Below are 18,108 nucleotides of genomic sequence, written 5' to 3'. Positions count from 1 at the left end.
AATGCGGCCAGGAAAGCGGTCACAGCTGTCAAACTCGGACCCCTTGTCAGAAGTAGAAAAAATAAAGGCCAGTATCAGGGCGAAAGTAGAGCACTGTTTCTATCGGATAAAGCGCCAGTTCGGGTATGACAAGGTTCGCTATCGCGGTTTGGCGAAGAATACGAATCGACTGTATCTGCTAGCGGGCTTTACCAATCTGCTGCGGGCAGATTCATATAGGACGACATAACGGGATAACTCCGCCTGGAGTTTGCTGAAAAGCAAATTCCGGACGGAAAACAGAGGAATACACAGGGGGTTTCCACCCCAGAAGCCAATAAATAGAGGATTCGGAGAGCGGCGTGGAAATTCATGAGTTGTTCAGAGCTTCCTTAGGTTTCGGCCTAACACGGAGGTGTACCATGGGTAAGAAGAAAGCTCAGGCATATACGGAAGAGTTTCGTAGAGAGGCAGTATAAATTATCGTCGTTTCCTGCGGGTAATTTTTCGCACTGGTTTAGCGTCCAGCATCCAGAAGCACGCCTTTAACGTATGACGCTGACGATGCTCTCTAAATCTCTGTGTTGTAATGTCAAAATGTGGCGAATGTTGCGTGTCTCCTCGGTTTTTAGGGAGAAATCTATACTTCTGATTGCCTCTGCCTGAATTGGAAATATCTTGATTATTCTTCAGTGGCGAAAGTGCAAGATAAAAAGTGAAAAAACCTTACGGTTTTTAGATTGGTCAAATTTGGGCGATCTTGATCACGGGTATCGCTACAGTCACACACTTTTCAGTTTTAACTTCATTCTCTTCATTCATCTTGCAATCGGATACTCCCTGAATACCGGTTTCCACTGAAACTCCCCACTCTCAATCAAACCCCGCTTTTTGCTGGCTCAGCAGCTTCTCCAATGCATCCGGTTGCAGCCGGCGGTTCACGGTAATGGCATAAAAGTTTTCAAAGACGTTTGGTACTGTGAAGTACACTGCGAGCTTGCCGCTTGCCAGTTCATCCCTCACCACGACGCTGGGCATGACTGCCACTGAGCCGCTGTCGCGGGCGAGGAGTCGAAGCATGGCCATGTCGTCCACTTCGGCCTGTATCTGTGGAGAAAATTGCCACAGGCTGCAAAAGGCATCGAATCCCTGTCGCATTTCACTGCGGATGCCTGGCAGCAGCCAGCGAAAGTCGGCGTAGCCTTCCGGAAAGCTGCCGGCTGGTTTGTGGTCCGGTGGGCCGATGACCGATAGGGGTTGGCTGGCCAGTCGCTGTACCTGCCAGGGGCGCTGGGGGTCGTCACCCACGTTGGTGTTGGTGAGTACCAGATCCAGTTCGTGATTGGCGAGGCTGTCGAGCAGGGCGGGCATGGTCAGGCTTTGCAGGCTGAAACGCTGGTCCGGGTCGGCCAGCAGCGGTGCAATAAACACCTCGATAAAGTTCCGCGACATGGTGGCGGCCATGCCGATGCGCAGGGTCTGGTGCCCGGGGCTGATGCCCTGGCGTATTACGGCCTCAAGCTCCTCCCCTTTGGCGAAGATTTCACTGGCGTAGGTGAGCACCTGCTGACCGGCTTCGGTCAGCAGCAGTTTGCGTCCCTGTCGGTGGAACAGTCGTTGGCCGAGACTCTCTTCAAGCTGCTTGATCTGGGTCGAGAGTGCGGATTGTGAGATATGCAGGCGGTTGGCGACCTGGGTGAGATTCCCCCCTCGCGCTACCTGCCAGAAGTAGTAGAGGTGGTGGTAATTCAGTCTGCTCATGGGCTAAGTGTTCACTTTTATAGAACGATAACTGATTTAATATCAATTTTACCTAATACTTGTGTCTGTAGATACTGCGCCCGTTGAAAGTGAGCCTTGGGGGCTGGGATGCAAGTGGATTATCTGGACATGCTGCTGGTGCTATTGGTGTCGCTCTTTCCGCTGGCGGCATTGCTGCGGGTGAGTTGGGCGGTTGCGATCGCCGTGAGCGCAGTGGCCATGGCGGCTGCGATTGGCAGCGCGCTCCTGCAGGGGCTGACGGAGCTGGCGCCGGGTCGCTGGTTCAGCCCCAACCCTGCCAGTATGGTACTGGCGCTGATCGTCACCTTTATCGGCATGCTGGTGCTGCGCTTCTCACGCAATTATTTGGCCGGCGAGCTTCGCCAGGGTCTGTTCCTGCGGCGAGTGCTGTGGATGCTGGGGGGCGTGCTGCTGGTGGTGACCACTAACCACGCACTGCTGTTTTTGGTTGGCTGGGTTGGGATCAGCCTGGCCCTCAACAGCCTGCTGCTGTTTTACCCGGAGCGCCCGCGGGCGCAACTCGCCGCCCACAAGAAGTTTCTGTTGGCGCGAACTGCAGAGTCCTGCCTGGCTGTGGCCCTGCTGCTGCTGTACCTGCACCACGGCAGCCCCTGGCTCGATAAGCTCTTTTCCGTCGATGGCGCGCCGTCACTGCCGCAGCAGGTGGCGATTGTGCTGATCGCCCTTGCGGCAATCATCAAATGCGCGCAGCTGCCGGTGCATGGCTGGCTGATACAGGTGGTCGAGGCGCCGACTCCTGTGTCGGCACTGCTGCACGCGGGAGTCATCAACCTGGGCGGCTACCTGCTGATTCTGGCGGCACCACTGCTGGCCGCGTCGTTCACTGCTCAGTGGCTGGTGTTGGTGGTCGCCGGGCTGACGGTGTTGGTGGCCACTTTGGCCATGTGCCTGCAGACCAGTGTCAAGGAGCGTCTGGCCTGGTCCACCAGCGCGCAGATGGGGTTGATGCTGCTGGAGTGCGCGCTCGGGCTGCATGCGCTGGCGCTCCTGCATCTGGCGGCACACAGCTGTTACAAGGCCCACGCATTCCTCGCCGCCGCCGACAACATGAACAAGACGCTGGCGCAGAAACTTTGCGGGCCGCCCCGCTGGCGCTACCGCCTGCTGCCGACCCTCGCCCTCACGCTCGCCCTTTGGTGGCTGGGGGTTTCTCCGGCGGCGCTGGCGATGCTGGCTCTGACTCTGCTGATGGTCGGCCCTTTTGGCGGCGTGCTGATTGCCGGCGCCTACCTTGCTCAGAAAACCCTGTTCCAGACAATGCTGCCGGCGTCTTTCGTGCCCGGCTGGCCGGAGACCCTGTGGGTGTGGTGCATGGCATTGCTGCTGCTGGCCGGTTTTGTGGCACAGGGTAATCCCCGCCGGGTGCGCCTGCGCCACTGGCTGCATGCCGGCCTGTTTCTCGATCACTGGTCCACCCGCTTTACCCTGGCGGTGTGGCCCGCCCCCATTGAGCAGCTGGCGCTTCTGTCCGCCGCTAAACGTAACAAGGAATCCTGGTCATGAGCCTCACCGATGCCTGCCCCCGTATTGCCCCCGCCTGGCCGCTGGATCAGCTGATCGCCGTCAACCCCTGGTGGCCGCTGGTGGATGAGCCTCTGCCGGAAGTTTCCGCGCGGCTGGCTGCGCTCGGCGGTGTGCGCTGTTTGATGAGTATTGAGCACTACCGCGCACAGCAGATCAGCGAAGCGGCGCTGAACGCCGCCGCACGCGAACTCGGTGTGCCTGTGGAGACGGTGTTGCACAGCCGGGAGGCACCCGCGCCGAGGCACTGGCAGTCACTGGCCGCCATGCACCCGCAGAGCGAAGCCTTTAACTGGCGGGATGCGATCGTCGACCAGATCAGCCGCTGCTGCGCCATGTACTGGCATGAGCCGGATCAGCTGTACCGGCACTGGCTGGCGCATACCCGCGATGAGAAAGGCCTGGCGTTGCTGATGGGCTGCCCGCAGCTGCGGGGCCTGCTGAAGCAGTTGCCCGACAGTGCCGAAGCCATGCTGGAGTTGGCGCAGGCATCCTTGGGAATTGCCGAGGATGATGCCTGTGACATGGGCCATGGCTGGCTGCTGGAAATCAATGGCTGGGCCTCGGCGGCGGCCTATCTGCACTGGCAGGCGGATCTGGCCGGGGAGCAGCGGCATTGCCTGGAGCAACTGCTGGCAATCCGCCTCGCCTGGGAATGGCTGACGCTGCAGCTGGCCGGTGAGCCACTGCTGGCGCGCTGGCGACAGCAATCCATTCCTATGCTGGTTGAAGCGCACCGCGCCCATCAGCGCCTGGCGTGGGTATGGCAGCGCGCCACCGAGCTGGATTACCAGCGCGACCTCGCCGGTAAATTATCCAACTCCATGTGGCAGCAGAACTGCGAGCGAGAGAATGCCGCGCAAGAGGGTGCCCATAAAGACGGCACCGAGCGAGACAGTAGCCAGCGCGAGATAAAACTGCAGGCCGTTTTCTGCATTGATGTGCGCTCGGAGCCAATGCGGCGGGCGCTGGAAGCCCAGCACACGGGCATCGAGACCCGTGGCTTCGCCGGCTTCTTTGGCCTGCCCCTTGGCTATCGCCCCAGCGGCGGGCAGTACCAGCGTCCGCAACTGCCCGGGCTGCTGGCACCGCAGATCTGGGTGCGCGAGGAGCAGCCCGCCAGCTCCGGTCCCATCCAGCTGAAGCGCACATCCTACTGGCAGCGGCTGGTGGGGGGCTCCCCCGGCACCTTTGGCGCGGTGGAGGCGGCCGGTCTGGCTTATGCGGTTCGCCTGGTCAAGCGCAGCTTCTGGCCGAGCGAGCCCAAGCATCCTGTCAACCGGCTATTGCGGGAGTCCGCCGGCCGCTTTGTGCTGGAGGATGCGAATGGACCTGTCAGCCTCGAGCGTCAGGCGGACATGCTGGCCCGGGTACTGACCGCCATGGGGCTTGGTGAACCCGCGCCGCTGGTACTGCTGGTGGGGCACGGCAGCAGCACCTGCAACAACCCCCATGGGGCGGGGCTGGATTGCGGCGCCTGTGGTGGCCAGAGTGGCGAACTCAATGTGCGGGTGCTGGCGCAGCTGGCCAACGATGCGCGCGTGCGGGAGGCAATGGCGCAGAAACACGGTATTGCCCTGCCGGCGGGCTGCCGTTTTGTCGCCGCCCTGCACAACACCACCGCCGACAGCATTCACTGTTTCGATGCGGTGGGCAGCGATGTGGAAGCGTGGCTGGCTCGCGCCGGCGAGCAGGCCAGGGCCGAGCGGGCGCCGCGGTTGGGAGAAAAAGAGGGCAAGGCGCTTGAGCGGCGCGGCTGGGACTGGTCCCAGACACGGCCTGAATGGGGGCTGGCGGACAACGCCGCTTTTGTGATCGCGCCGCGCTCACTGACCCGTCAGGCCAACCTCGGCGGGCGGGTATTCCTGCACGATTACGACTGGCAGCAGGATAAGGGGTACGCCCTGCTGGAGACGCTGCTGACGGCGCCGATGCTGGTTACCCACTGGATAAACATGCAGTACAACGCCTCGGTGACCGATCCGCAGCGCTACGGCAGTGGTAACAAGATCCTGCACAACCTGGTGGGGAATCTCGGTGTATTGGAGGGGCAGGGTGGAGATCTGCGTATCGGCCTCTCCCGACAGTCGCTTCACGATGGCGAGCGCTGGCAGCACCGCCCGCAGCGCCTGAGTGTGGTGGTGGCCGCCCCGGCCGAGCCATTGCGGGCGCTGGTCAACAAGCACCCGATAGTGCGCCAGCTGGTGGACAACCACTGGCTGACCCTATCGCGACTCGCTAGCGACGGACGCCTGTTGCGGCTGTACCGGGATGAATACCGGGAAGACTGCCTGCAGGACTGCCCGGAAGAGTGCCAGACAGCACAGCGGGAAGATGCGGCCTAAAAGGTACGGACATAAAAGGTACGGACATAAAAGGTACGGACATAAAAGGTACGGACATAAAAGGTACGGACATAAAAGGCACCCACATAAAAGGTGCGGACATAAAAGCTACCGAGAAGACGCGGCCTGAAGGGTAGCGAGAAGAAGAGCGCTGAAAAGACGCGACTTAAAAATGTCGGCAAAAAAAGTCTGCCCGGCGCCCAGTCGCGGGCGCCGGCTTACAGGTAGGGGGCGAGGGGGCGCAGTGGCGCCGATGTGCAACTTGAACGGGTTAGCCGGAATCGCCGCTCAGGTGTGCTTCCGGAAGGAGAAGGCTTGTGAATACCGAGTATCTCGACAGGAGCGCCACCGACAGGGCCGCCGAATTGCTCGCCGCCGGCGGGCTGGTGGCATTGCCGACGGAAACCGTTTACGGCCTGGCGGCAGACGCCAGCAACCCGGCCGCGGTGGCGGCGACTTTTCAGGCCAAGGGGCGCCCGGCTGATCACCCGTTGATTGTGCACCTCAGCAGTCTTGAGGAGATGGCGTTCTGGGCCGCTTCGGTTCCTGCCGCTGCGCGGGAACTGGCGAGCCGGTTCTGGCCCGGCCCGCTGACACTGCTGCTGAACAAAGGCAGGCATGTGGATGACGTGATTACCGGCGGGCGCGATACCATCGCCCTGCGTATCCCCGCGCACCCGTTATTCCTGCTGGTGCTGAAGCGCCTGGGGCGCGCGCTCACGGCGCCTTCCGCCAACCGGCACCAGCGGCTGAGCCCCACCACCGCTGAACATGTGCGGAATGAACTGGAGGGAAAAATCGCCGCCGTGCTGGATGGTGGTGACTGTGCATTGGGTCTGGAATCCACCATCCTCGATCTCACCGGTGCGCCGCGCATCCTGCGCCCGGGACCAATCAGCGCAGCGGATATCGAAATCTGTCTGGGCGAGCCGGTGACGCAGCCCGAGCAACACTCGGTGGCAGTGGCCGGCAATATGCGCGCCCATTACCGGCCGCAGGCGCCGGTGTGGCTGGTACCCGGGCAATCTCTCCAAGCGGTGGCGAGTCAGGTGTGCGCACGGCAGTTGGGCGTACTGCATTTTTCAGCCAGTCCACCCGTCGGCAGGGGGGCGGGGCACTGGGCTGCCATGCCCGCTGACGCCAGCCAATTTGGTGTGCGTCTTTACCGGGAATTGCGACGGCTGGACGAGAGCGGCTGTGACGCCATCCTGGTGGAAGAGACACCCAGCCATGCCTCCTGGTCGGCGGTCCGCGACCGGTTGCGCCGCGCCGCTTTATCGGTGGCCAATGAGGCCGGTGCGATCAATGCGGCCCTACACCCAGAGCCAGTAAAGGCCGGTTAGGGCGGGAGGGTTTTCCCGGTTTTTAAGCGCTTTTGAGAACTGGTGAGGATGTTTATCTGCCGGGCTATCCGCCGGGTTATGCCCAGGTCGATGCGCTGGGCTATGCGCCGGCGGCAGAACAGCCCGAAGAAGCCCGGGGAGAACCCGGGCTGATTTTATCGGGTCAGGCCCTGGGAATGGCCTGCACCACCTTCAGGAAGTAATCCCAGAAATTGCCCACGCTGTCGATATGCACGCGCTCTTCCGGTGAATGCGCGCGGCGGATGGTGGGGCCGAAGGAGACCATGTCCCAGCGGGGGTAGGGCTTGGCCAGCAGGCCGCACTCGAGGCCGGCATGGATGACCTTCACCAGCGGCTCCTCGCCGCTCATGTCCCGGTAGACCTCCTTCATCAGTTTCAGCAGTGGCGAGTGCATATTGGGTGTCCAGCCGGGATAGGCGTTGTCCAGGGATACCTCGGCGCCGGTCAGCTCGAAGGCGGCGGCGACGTTGAGGCCGTGGTCATCGCGGGCGCTGTCGGACAGGCTGCGCACCAGGCACTGGATGCGCACCAGGTGTTTGCCGCCCGCCTCTTCGGTGACGACCCGGGCCAGGTTGTTGGAAGTTTCGGCGATGCCCTCCAAATCGGTGCTCATGCGGGCCACGCCGTTGGGGCAGCAGCGGATGGCGCGGATCAGCTGCTGCTGGGTAGCCGGGTCCATCACGCTCGCCGGTGTGTCGGTCTCGTCAATGGCAATGTCCAGCTTGGCCTCGTTATCCAGCTCCGCCTTGATGATGGCACTCTGCTGCAGCACGATTTCCAGCAGGCGCTCGGCGTGCTCCGCGGGCACGGTCACGGTGCTGAAGGATTCGCGCGGGATGGCGTTGCGCAGGCTGCCGCCATCGAGACTGGCGATGCGCAGGCCGCCGATTTCGCGCAGGGCGTTATCGATAATGCGGTTGGCGATCTTATTGGCGTTGCCGCGCCCCTTGTCGATATCCAGCCCGGAATGGCCGCCGCGCAGGCCGCGCACGCTCAGCTTGAAGGCCCTGTGGTCGACGGGTGTGCCGCTGGCGGAATAGGCCAGCGCGACGTTGACATCGACACCGCCGGCGCAACCCACATACAGCTCGCCTTCATCTTCGGTATCCAGGTTCAGCAGCAGCTCGGCTTCGAAGTGCCCCGGCTTGAGGTGCTTGGCGCCGGTCATGCCGGCTTCCTCGTCGATGGTCAGCAGTGCCTCAAGGGGCGGGTGGGGAATGTCGGTGCTTTCCAGTAGCGCCAGAATGGCCGCCACGCCGATACCGTTATCGGCGCCGAGGGTGGTGCCCTCGGCGGTGACCCACTCGCCATCGATGTACGCCTTGATGGGGTCCTTGAGAAAGTCGTGGTCGGTGTCGGCATTTTTCTGCGGCACCATGTCGACATGGCTCTGCAGGGCCAGGGTTTTGCGGTCTTCCATGCCCGGGGTTGCCGGCTTCTTGATAATGACGTTGCCGATCTGGTCCAGCTTCACGTCCAGGCCGCGGTCTTTGCAGAAGTCGAGGATGTAAGCGACCACTTTGTCTTCGTGCTTGGACGGGCGCGGAATCTCACACAGTTTGGCGAAGTGCTTCCAGAGCGGAGTGGGCTTGAGTTCGGCAATACTGGTCATGGCTGCACTCCATGGGCTTCAGGTTAGCTTTTGCGCGCAGGCGGCTGTGGGCTGACAGCTGGATATGGCTGCGGGCGATCATTCTTTGGGAACAGGCGCATACCATCCGGCCGGTTTTGCCAGCCGGGTGATCTTCGCGGCAGCCCGCTGCGGCCGGGCTACGCTCTTCGCCGGGAGGCGAAGGGGCGGCAGGCTGCCAACGGCCGCCGCCAGTGGGAAGGTGATGGCAGGTGATTGAGACCCTGCGACAAGGTTATTCCGCCGCGGCGGCTTCCACCAGTTCCAGTGCGATACGGCGTTTGTCCACATCGACATCGCTCACCTTCACGGTGACGGGCTGTTCCAGCCGGAAAGTCTGGTCCCTGTGGGTAAGGGTCAGGTGTTTGCCATCAAATTCCGGCGGATTTTTCTTGCTGTTGTTCATGCGCACGAAACCGTCGATGCCGTTGTCATCGAGGCGCACGCCGATGCCGGCGCCGTTGACCAGGGTGATCCTGCCGGTGAAGCTCTGGCCCACCTTGTCTTGCATAAACTGGCAATACAGCCACTGCTCCAGAGCGCGGTTGGCCTGGCGGCCGCAGAGCAGGCTCTCCTGCAGGGCCTGAATCTGGGCGTCGTCCAGTGCGGGCAGGGGCTGGCCTGCGGCGGCGGCGCGCAGCACGCGGTGGTTGTGCAGGTCGTTGTATTTGCGGATCGGTGACGTCACCGTGGCATAGGATTCGAGTCCCAGGCCTAGGTGGGCGCCGGGGATATTGGCCAGCTGGCCCGGGCGCAGCATGCGCTTTAAAACGGCGAGCAGGTTGTGCATCTGCGGTTCGTCGTGGCTTTCCAGGTACTTCACCAGTGCCAGGTAGTTGTCGAGCTGGTGCAGATCCTTCTCCGCGTGTTCCGGCAGCAGCTCCTTCAGCAGGCTCCGCACTTCACCCATGCGCTCCTCGCGGAAACCCAGGTGTACGGAGAAGCAGCCCTGCTGCAGCTGTGCCAGCTTCTGCCCCATGGAAATATTCGCCGCCAGCATGGCCTCCTCGACGATGCGCTGGGCGACATTGCGCTCGAGTTTTTCGATACTGGCAATCTTGCGCTGTTCGTTCAGGTGGATGACGTAATCCGGCCGGTCTTCCATGGTCAGGGAGTGCCCGGCGCGGAAAGCGGCGCGGGCCGCCGACATGGCGGCCAGATTGCGCAGGCTCTCCTGCTGTTCGCCCGGTACCGCACTCTCATTCGTCTCCCCATTCGCATCGGTTTCGCCAGCCTCATTGCCGTCGAGGAACTTCGCCACCTGCTTGTAGCTCAGCTTGTGCTGGGAGCGGATGGCGGCAAATTCGTAGCGGCTTTCACCGAGGCTGCCGTCGCTGTTGACCTCGACGTGCAGCACCAGCGCCGGGCGCAGTTCCCCGGCGAGCAGGGAGAACTGATGTTCGCACAGCTCGCGGGGCAGCATCGGCAGGGTTTCACCGGGCAGATACTGGCTGTGGGCGCGCTGGAAGGCCTCCTTGTCGAGGGGGCTTGCGGGATCGATCAGGCTGGAGGGGTCGGCGATGGCCACGTGCAGGGTCCAGCCGTTGTCGCCGGCGGTCACCGCCAGGGCATCGTCCATATCGCGGGTGGACTCCGCATCGATGGTGACAAAGCCGAGCGCGGAGAGGTCCTGCCGCTGGCTGGTAACCGCCGCCAGCTGGCTTTCGATCTCTTTTGCCTGCGCGAGCGCGGCGCTGCTGAAGGCCTCCGGCAGGCGGTATTGCGCCACCACGTAGGCGTGCTCGATACCGGGCATGTCGGGCTTGCCGATGACGGCGTCGACTTTGGCCTGGGAACGACCATCCTTAAAGGGGTGGCGGTTGATGGTGCAGGCGATAAATTCCCCCGGCTGGGCCTTGCCGCGGGCGCGCGGCGGCAGGAATATCCAGCGGTTGAAGCCGGGCATATTGGGTTGCACGAAGTGGCCCTGGCCGCGCTGGATATACTCGCCCACCAGATATTGCAGTTCGCTCTCCAGCAGTGCGTCCAGTTCTGCAGACAGCTTGCCCTTCTCTTCCTCGTTCAGGCTGACGCGCACCCGGTCTCCGGGGAAGACGCGTTCCATCTCCGCCGGCGCGAGAAAAGCCTCACGCCCATCGTCCAGGGTGACAAAGCCGAACTTGCCGTTGCTGCCCCGCACCCGGCCCTCGGCAAATTCCTTGGAGGAGCGGATATCGGTCTTTAATTGGTTCAGTTGCTTGAGGGCATCGGCATTCAGCATTGGGCAATCTCTAAGGGTCGGGAGTCATCGTTAGGGTCAATAATGGGCGCGGATTCTACCAGACCATGGAGACGGGGCCAGTGACAGCCGGACCGCGCAAAGGGAAGAGTGTGACTGTAATGTCTGCCCCCTTTCTTTGTGATTATTTGTCCTAATAAAACCCATATGGTGTGATGGTTTCGCTATGGTTTCCCTGTGCCGAGCAAAATTCGCAAAGCCCATATGGGCGGGGTGGATATAATCTTATTTTCCGCCAGGGTCAGAAAACGGGCTGTGGCAGCTGGCCAGCTGGAGAACCGGTATCCGGAAAGGAACATAGCATGAGTATTTTTTCCCATCCCGCCTATGACAAGCACGAACAGGTTGCTTTTTATCAGGACGCCAAAAGCGGGCTGAAGGCGATTATTGCGGTGCACAACACCAATTTGGGACCCTCTTTGGGCGGCTGCCGCATGTGGCCCTACGCCGATGACGGCGAAGCCCTCAACGATGTGCTGCGTCTTTCCCGCGGTATGACCTATAAATCCGCGATGGCCGGCCTCAAGCTCGGTGGTGGCAAATCGGTGATTATCGGCGACCCGCGCAAGGACAAATCCCCGGAATTGTTGCGCGCCATGGGCGACTTCCTCAATACCCTGGGCGGGCGCTATATCACCGCCGAGGACTCCGGCACCAGTGTCGAGGATATGCGCGTGATCAGCGAGCGCAGTCGCTATGTCTCCGGTGTGGTCGAGGGCTCCGAACACGGCGGCGACCCCTCGCCCTCAACCGCCTACGGCGTATTTGTGGGCCTCCGAGCCGCCGTGGAGCACCGCTGGGGCAAGACCGACCTGGCGGGGCTCAAAGTATCACTGCAGGGCGTTGGCAACGTGGGCTTCCGCCTGGCCAGACTGCTGAAGGACGCCGGTGCCGAGCTGTTTGTGACCGATATCTTTCAGGACAATATCGACCGCGCGGTAAATGAGCTGGGTGCCACGGCGGTGGCTGCCGACGAGATTTTCGATGTGGAAGCGGACCTGTTCGCCCCCTGTGCCATGGGCGCCATCCTCAACGACAACACCATCGCCCGACTGAAGGTCGGCGCCATCGCCGGCGCCGCCAACAACCAGCTGGCAGAGGCGCGCCATGCCGAAGTGCTGCGCGGCAAGGGCATCCTCTACGCGCCGGATTACGTGATCAATGCCGGCGGCATCATCGACGTCTACTACCAGCAACAGGGCGCTCGCGATGCGGGCGGGTGCTACGACCCGGCCGAAGTCAAAGCGCACATCGACCGTATTGGCAGCACCCTGCGGGAAGTCTTCGAGCGCGCCGAGGCGAGCGGCGAAACCACCGCGCACGTGGCTGATCGTGTCGCCGAGGAGCGCTTTGGCCACGAAGACACCTTAAAGGCGAACTCCGCGGCGGCCTGATGGCGCGACAGGATCGGCCGGCCATCCCGCCGGCTCACCCCCGGTGACGAGTGCGCTGTCGCCACTATCTGCAGGCATTGCGTGGGTTCTGGTTAGGCGATGCGTGAGCTGGGTGCGGGAACTGGGAACTGGGAACTGGTAGACGGCTGTGGCGCTGAGCTGGTTGCCCGCAACAGGGTTTTCCGCGCACGCTCACCGGCATCAGTTGCACAGGCCGGCTGATAGTTAGGCAGAAACACAGGTGCATAAACACAGGTGCATAAACCGGAGGCTAGCCAGTCGCACAGGGCTATTTCTTGGCCGCTCGCCGATTCAGCGCCGTGCGCCCCAGCCCCGCCGCCCCGCTCAGGTGGCTCTTCTACACTTAGCCGGTCGATGGTCCGTCAGCCGGCATGCCTCCCTACAGTATTGCGTACAGCCGAAATAACCGGGACCGCGAGATAAACGGGGGCTCAACCGCTGCTGCATGGCTAGTTGGCAAAGGATCACACTGCCCGCGGGACTTTCATCATCCATTACCGGAAAAGCACATGGTCAAAACCTCCGCTCTGACTTCTGTGGCCGCGCTGACTTATGTGGCAATGGCGCTGCTGGCTGGCTGCGGTGGCGAGCGCGGTGGAGAGGAGACGCACCGCGCTCTGACGGTGGACCGCGAAGCCGCTGCCAGCAGTAAGGCCGCCGCCAGTATTGACGATGCCTTTGTTGAGGCGCCGAAAATTGCCATCCCCTTTCACCGGGAAAAGCTGGATAACGGCCTGACAGTCATAGTGCATGAGGACCCCAAGGCGCCGGTGGTTGCCATCAACCTCTGGTACAAGGTGGGCGCCAAGGACGAAAAGCCCGGTAAAACCGGTTTTGCCCACCTGTTCGAGCACCTGATGTTCAACGGCTCGGAAAACTTTCCCGGCGAATACTTCGAGCCCTTCCAGCGCTCCGGTGCCACGGATATGAACGGCACAACCAACAGCGACCGCACCAATTATTTCGAAACGGTGCCCAAAGGGGCGGTGGACATGGCCCTGTGGATGGAATCCGATCGCATGGGGCACTTCAGTGGCGCCATCACTCAGGAGGTTTTAGACGAACAGCGCGGCGTGGTGAAAAACGAAAAGCGCCAGGGGGAAAACGCCCCTTACGGACGAGCGTTTGAGGCCATCGCGCGCGGCACCTTTCCGCCGCATCACCCCTATTCCTGGACCACCATCGGTTCCATGGATGATCTGGATAATGCCAGCCTCGCGGATGTGAAGCAGTGGTTTGAAGAATACTACCAGCCCGCCAATGCCATCCTCGTCATCGCCGGTGATATCACCGTCAAAGAAGCGATGGCCAAGGCGCGCAAGTATTTCGGCGATATTCCCAGCAGCGCGGTGCCGCCGCGAGTGCAGAACTGGCCGGCGCCGATATCTGGGCCGAAGCGCGAGGTCATGTTTGATCGGGTGCCGCAGACACGGATCTACCGGGTGTGGAACGTGCCGGCGGTCGGCAGCGAGGAGGAAAAGGCACTGGAGCTGATGACCTCCCTGTTGGCCAATCGCAAGAACTCCCTGCTGTACCGGCGGCTGGTGCGCGATGAGCGGGTCGCCACCAGTGTCAGCGCCTTTTATTACGGGCGCCAGCTGGCCGGGCAGATCATCCTGATGGTGGATGTGAAGCCGGGCGTACCGGTGCAGAAGGTGGAGACACTGCTGGACGGCGAACTGCAGGCATTTGCCCGCCAGGGTGTCAGTGCGGAGGAGCTGAAACGGATCAAGCAGAGCGAGTTTGCCGGCCTGGTCAAAGGCCTGGAAAAGGTGGGCGGGTTTGGTGGCAAGACCGATATTCTGGCGCGCTCCGAGTTTTACTACGGCGACCCCGGCGCGCTGGTGTCCGGCCTTGAAGGCTATGCCCGTGTCACTGCCAGTGAGGTTCAGAACGCCGCCAGGCGCTGGTTGAGCGAGGACAGCTACACACTGGTGATTCAGCCGGAAATGGCATACAGCGTGGCGCCGGAGGGGGCCGACCGCAGCCGCTTGCCGGCGGTGGACAAAACAGTGGAACTCGAGTTGCCGCAGCAGGAGGCGTTCACCCTCAAAAATGGCCTGCGGGTTGTGCTGGCGGAGCGCCGCGACACCCCGGCGGTATTTCTGAACCTGCAGTTTCGCAGTGGCGCCGCGGCCGATGGCGCCAAACCGGGGCTGGCCTCTATCGCGGCGCGGATGCTCAGCGAGGGTGCGGGAAATTACGACAGCCTGGCATTCAGCGCTCGCCAGGAGGAGCTGGGTGCCTCCATCTCCGCAGGCAGCGGGCTGGACTACAACACCATCGGGCTGAGTGCGCTCACCACCCAACTGAAACCCTCTCTGGAACTGTTCGCCGATGTGGTCATGCGGCCCCAGTTCCCGGCGGAGGATCTGGCCCGGGTGAAATCCAACCGCATCGATGCCATCGCACAGGAAAAAGCCCGCCCCCAGGGCCTGGCCCTGCGCGAGCTGCCGCCGCTGCTCTTTGGCGAGGATCACCCCTACGGCGCGCCACTCACAGGCTCCGGCACCGTAGAGGGGGTCAAGGCCATCGGCAGGGAGGACCTGCAGGCTTTTCACCAGAGCTGGGTGCGCCCGGACAATGCCACCCTGGCGGTGGTGGGGGATGTGACCCGTGAACAACTGGAACCGATGCTCAACGAGGTGCTGGGGGACTGGCGCGCGCCTGAGACCCCGCTGAAGACAATCCCGCTGCCGGCGGTGGCGAGGCCGGAAAAGCCGCGGATATTCCTGCTGGACCGCCCCGGTGCCGAACAGAGTTACATTCTCGCCGGGCTGCTGCTGCCGCCGTGGCAGCAAGCCGGCGCCGAGGCTTTCGATGCCATGGCCGCGGTGATCGCCGGCAAATTCACCTCCCGGGTCAATATGAACCTGCGCGAGGACAAGCACTGGTCCTATGGCGCCCAGGCCATGGCGGTGGATACCGAGGGGAACCGGCCCTACCTGCTGTTCGCCCCGGTGCAGACCGACAAGACCGCGGCAGCGGTGCAGGAATTGCTGCGCGAGTATCGCGAGTTTCTCGGCAAGCGCCCGATCACCGCGCAGGAGCTGCGGGATTACCGCGACGACGAGGTACTCAAACAGGGCGCGGCCTATGAAACCAAGGGCCAGTTGCTCTCCGGCATCAGCTGGCAGCTGCAGAAGGGGCTGTCGCCGGAGTATATCGCCGGCTACCCGCAGCGCGTGGCCGCCTTGAACGAGGAACAGGTGATGGCCGCGGCTCGTGAGTTCCTGGCGCCGGGGCAGTTTACCTGGGTGATAGTGGGCGACCTGGAGAAAATCCGCCCGCAAATCGAGGCTCTGGGGATTGGGCCGGTACAGGTGCTCGACGCGAACAAGCATTAATTGGGCCGCAAGTGATCCAGCGCATTGACTCGCAGCCGTGTGCGGGTATTGTGCGCGGCACGACTGGCCGTGCGACCGTTTGTGCAGAGGCCAGACACTGCACTCGCGTAAAATATGCCGCCAGCCGCGATTGAAAAGCCCGCGGCGAGGGGGGCAGTATGGTGGTGCAGCTACTGGCGCGCGCGATCCGCATTGGCGCAGTTTGAGCAGTTTAAGTGCAGGTCCCAGGCCCGGCGCCTGCACAGATATTTTTCCGGCTCCGTTGCCTCGCTCAGCGGACCAGCGATAAGCCGCATGAACAAAGGTGATCCCCTATGAAGCTCGCGATCCTCTCCAGAAGCCCCGGTTGCTACAGCACTGCGCGCCTGATAGAGGCCGCCCGCAATCGCGGACACGATGCGGAAGTGCTCGATACCATCAAGTTTGCCATCGACCTGGAGCGCGGCGCCCCCGATCTGTATTACCGCCAGAAGCAGATCGAAGATTTCGATGCGGTGTTGCCGCGCATCGGCGCGTCTATCACTTATTACGGCACCGCGGTTGTGCGGCAATTCCAGGAAATGGACGTGTTTTGTGCGAATACCGCCCACGGCATCAACAATTCCCGTGACAAACTGCGCAGCCTGCAGCTGTTGAGCCGGCACCATGTGGGCATTCCGCGGACCACCTTTGTGCACAGCAAGCGCGATGTGCTGCCGGCGATCGAGCGGGTCGGCGGCGCACCAGTGGTGATCAAGCTGATCGAGGGCACCCAGGGTATCGGCGTGCTGCTGGCGGACACCGTCAAGCAGGCGGAGGCCATCATCGAACTGCTGCAGAGCCAGAAGCAGAATGTTCTGATCCAGAAATTCGTCGCTGAAAGCAAGGGCCGGGATATTCGTGCCTTCGTGGTGGGGGACCGTGTCGTTGCCGCCATGCGCCGGGTGGCGCAGGGGCAGGAATTCCGCAGTAATGTGCACCGCGGTGGCATCGCCGAGCGGGTCGAGCTGCCCCCGGAGTACGTTCAAACCGCGGTGCGCGCCACCCAGATCATGGGGCTGCAGGTTGCCGGGGTGGACATGCTGGAGGGCAATAGCGGCCCGCAGATCATGGAGGTCAATTCCTCTCCGGGCCTCGAGGGGATAGAAACCTGCACCGGGCTGGATGTCGCCGGGGCTGTTATCGAATATATCGCCGCGCAGGTGGACTTCCCCGAGATCGACGTGCGCCAGCGGCTGACGGTCAGCAAGGGCTACGGGGTCAGTGAGATCTATATTCCGGAAGGCTCGAAATTTGTCGGGAAAACCATACGCGGCACCGAGCTGTACGAACACGATATCAATGTACTGACCCTCTACCGGGGGACCAAGGTGATTCCCAACCCCAAGCCGGATCGCGTATTGGAGGCCAACGACAAGCTGTTGTGTTTTGGCAAGCTGGAAGCCATGCGCGGCATGGTGCCGGCCAAAACCCGTCGCCGGCGCCGCCCGGAGATTTCCGATTTGCCCGCCGATGCGGTTTCCGCCGGTACCGCAGAAGACCGCGACTGATTACCGGAAAACATCAGCACCAGAAGCGGCGGATATCCGCGGCGGCAAGCGCTTCCGCTAACCGCCGCTGGATGCATTAACCACACTGGTACGTGTTGGCTGCCTCGCAATCCCGCAGCGCTTCAGGTGGCGGGTCCAGGCAGCGGGTTTAGGTAGTTGGGCCAGATATTTGGACTAGGTAACGGGTTCAGGCCGCGGCGCTGGGGCGCGCGCTGATGGCATCGCGCCAGCGGCGCAGGTTGGGGTGCCGCTCCGCGTCCGGGCGCAGCTTGACGGTTTTGCCGAAATCCAGCGCGCAAAACATGCCGATATCCGCCACCGAAAAGTAGTCGCCCACCAGGTACTGGTTTTCCCGCAGGTGCTGGTCCAGCACGGAGAAGAACTCTAGGGCCTTTTTGCCGCTCTCCTCGCCAAAATCTGAAAAAATAGTCATGCGGTCGGCAAAGAAACCGGTGGTGTGCTGAAAACACATGCCCACATTGAGCATCAGGTTGAGGTCTCCCCGGCGCACCCACATTTCCACCAGGGCTTTCTCCAGAGGGTCGCGGCCGAACAGGGCGGGCTCGGGGTTCAGCTCTTCGAAATAACGCTTAATGGCCACGGACTCGGCGATACAGGTGCCGTCGTCCAGTTCCAGTACCGGCACCTTGGCGTTGGGGTCGCGGCGGCGGAACTCCTCGCTGAGATTTTCGCCCTTGCCAATGTCCACCTGTACATAGTCCATATCGATGCCTTTTTCCGCGAGAAACATCCGTACGCGACGGCAGTTGGGGGCCTGGGCGAACTCGTAGATTTTCATTGGGCTTTCTCTCCCCTCCGCGATTGCGGTAGATTGTAGGGCTTTTGCCGCGCCAGCCAGGCTGATTGCGGCTTTTTATCATCGCTGCTGCTTATCATCGCAGCTGCAGAGCTACCGCAAAACTTATGTCAGCCCCG

At 62.1% G+C, this 18,108-nt stretch carries 11 protein-coding genes and 1 pseudogene; 8 read left to right on the top strand and 4 right to left on the bottom strand.

Annotation, left to right across the window (positions count from 1 at the left end):
• On the top strand, positions 1–229 hold a 229-nt coding region (locus ABEA58_RS09875), incomplete at its 5' end, for a transposase (RefSeq protein ID WP_345551071.1).
• A gap of 623 nt (positions 230–852) precedes the next feature.
• On the opposite strand, the gene ABEA58_RS09870 is transcribed toward ABEA58_RS09875, so the two are convergent.
• Positions 853–1,740, bottom strand: coding sequence for a LysR family transcriptional regulator (locus tag ABEA58_RS09870; RefSeq protein ID WP_345551069.1), 888 nt, complete (start codon positions 1,738–1,740; stop codon positions 853–855).
• Positions 1,741–1,848: 108 nt separating this feature from the next.
• Between ABEA58_RS09870 and ABEA58_RS09865 the strand changes: the two genes are divergently transcribed.
• From ABEA58_RS09865 to ABEA58_RS09855, 3 genes are all read left to right on the top strand, one after another.
• Positions 1,849–3,285 carry an NADH-quinone oxidoreductase subunit L gene (locus ABEA58_RS09865; protein ID WP_345551067.1) on the top strand — a complete coding sequence of 479 codons (1,437 nt, stop codon included), beginning with the start codon at positions 1,849–1,851 and terminating at the stop codon, positions 3,283–3,285.
• On the top strand, positions 3,282–5,648 hold the full coding sequence (locus tag ABEA58_RS09860; RefSeq protein ID WP_345551065.1) for a YbcC family protein: 2,367 nt from the start codon (positions 3,282–3,284) through the stop codon (positions 5,646–5,648). The genes ABEA58_RS09865 and ABEA58_RS09860 overlap by 4 nt, the downstream gene beginning before the upstream one ends.
• A 317-nt stretch (positions 5,649–5,965) precedes the next feature.
• Complete coding sequence (locus ABEA58_RS09855) at positions 5,966–6,991, top strand: L-threonylcarbamoyladenylate synthase (protein ID WP_345551064.1); 1,026 nt, start codon at positions 5,966–5,968, stop codon at positions 6,989–6,991.
• Between the two features lie 163 nt (positions 6,992–7,154).
• Here the strand turns inward: ABEA58_RS09855 and ABEA58_RS09850 are convergent, their stop codons facing one another.
• Both ABEA58_RS09850 and ABEA58_RS09845 read right to left on the bottom strand, forming a co-directional pair.
• Positions 7,155–8,624 (bottom strand): aminoacyl-histidine dipeptidase, encoded by a 1,470-nt coding sequence (locus ABEA58_RS09850; RefSeq protein WP_345551062.1) that lies wholly within the window; start codon positions 8,622–8,624, stop codon positions 7,155–7,157.
• A 253-nt stretch (positions 8,625–8,877) separates the two neighbouring features.
• Positions 8,878–10,863, bottom strand: a complete 1,986-nt coding sequence (locus tag ABEA58_RS09845; protein ID WP_345551060.1) for a VacB/RNase II family 3'-5' exoribonuclease — start codon at positions 10,861–10,863, stop codon at positions 8,878–8,880.
• Positions 10,864–11,183: 320 nt separating this feature from the next.
• Here ABEA58_RS09845 and ABEA58_RS09840 point away from each other — a divergent pair, with 320 nt between their 5' ends.
• The 4 genes and pseudogenes from ABEA58_RS09840 (at position 11,184) to ABEA58_RS09825 (ending at position 17,172) form a co-directional block, all read left to right on the top strand.
• Positions 11,184–12,275, top strand: coding sequence for a Glu/Leu/Phe/Val dehydrogenase dimerization domain-containing protein (locus ABEA58_RS09840; RefSeq protein ID WP_345551059.1), 1,092 nt, complete (start codon positions 11,184–11,186; stop codon positions 12,273–12,275).
• Positions 12,276–12,805: 530 nt separating this feature from the next.
• Positions 12,806–15,643: a M16 family metallopeptidase gene (locus ABEA58_RS09835; protein WP_345551057.1), complete on the top strand. Its 2,838-nt coding sequence runs from the start codon at positions 12,806–12,808 to the stop codon at positions 15,641–15,643.
• A 314-nt stretch (positions 15,644–15,957) separates the two neighbouring features.
• Positions 15,958–16,881: pseudogene (rimK, locus tag ABEA58_RS09830) on the top strand (30S ribosomal protein S6--L-glutamate ligase); the annotation flags it as partial.
• Complete coding sequence (locus ABEA58_RS09825) at positions 16,858–17,172, top strand: cation:proton antiporter regulatory subunit (protein WP_425563530.1); 315 nt, start codon at positions 16,858–16,860, stop codon at positions 17,170–17,172. The pseudogene rimK and the gene ABEA58_RS09825, both read left to right, overlap by 24 nt.
• A 187-nt stretch (positions 17,173–17,359) precedes the next feature.
• Here ABEA58_RS09825 and ABEA58_RS09820 read toward each other — a convergent pair whose 3' ends face one another.
• Complete coding sequence (locus tag ABEA58_RS09820; protein WP_345551056.1) at positions 17,360–17,971, bottom strand: glutathione S-transferase family protein; 612 nt, start codon at positions 17,969–17,971, stop codon at positions 17,360–17,362.
• Between the last annotated feature and the right edge of the window lie 137 nt (positions 17,972–18,108).

It is taken from the genome of Microbulbifer aestuariivivens, assembly GCF_039545115.1.
GTDB classification, from domain to species: Bacteria; Pseudomonadota; Gammaproteobacteria; order Pseudomonadales; family Cellvibrionaceae; genus Microbulbifer; species Microbulbifer aestuariivivens.
This window is presented reverse-complemented; position numbering and strand designations above follow the sequence as displayed.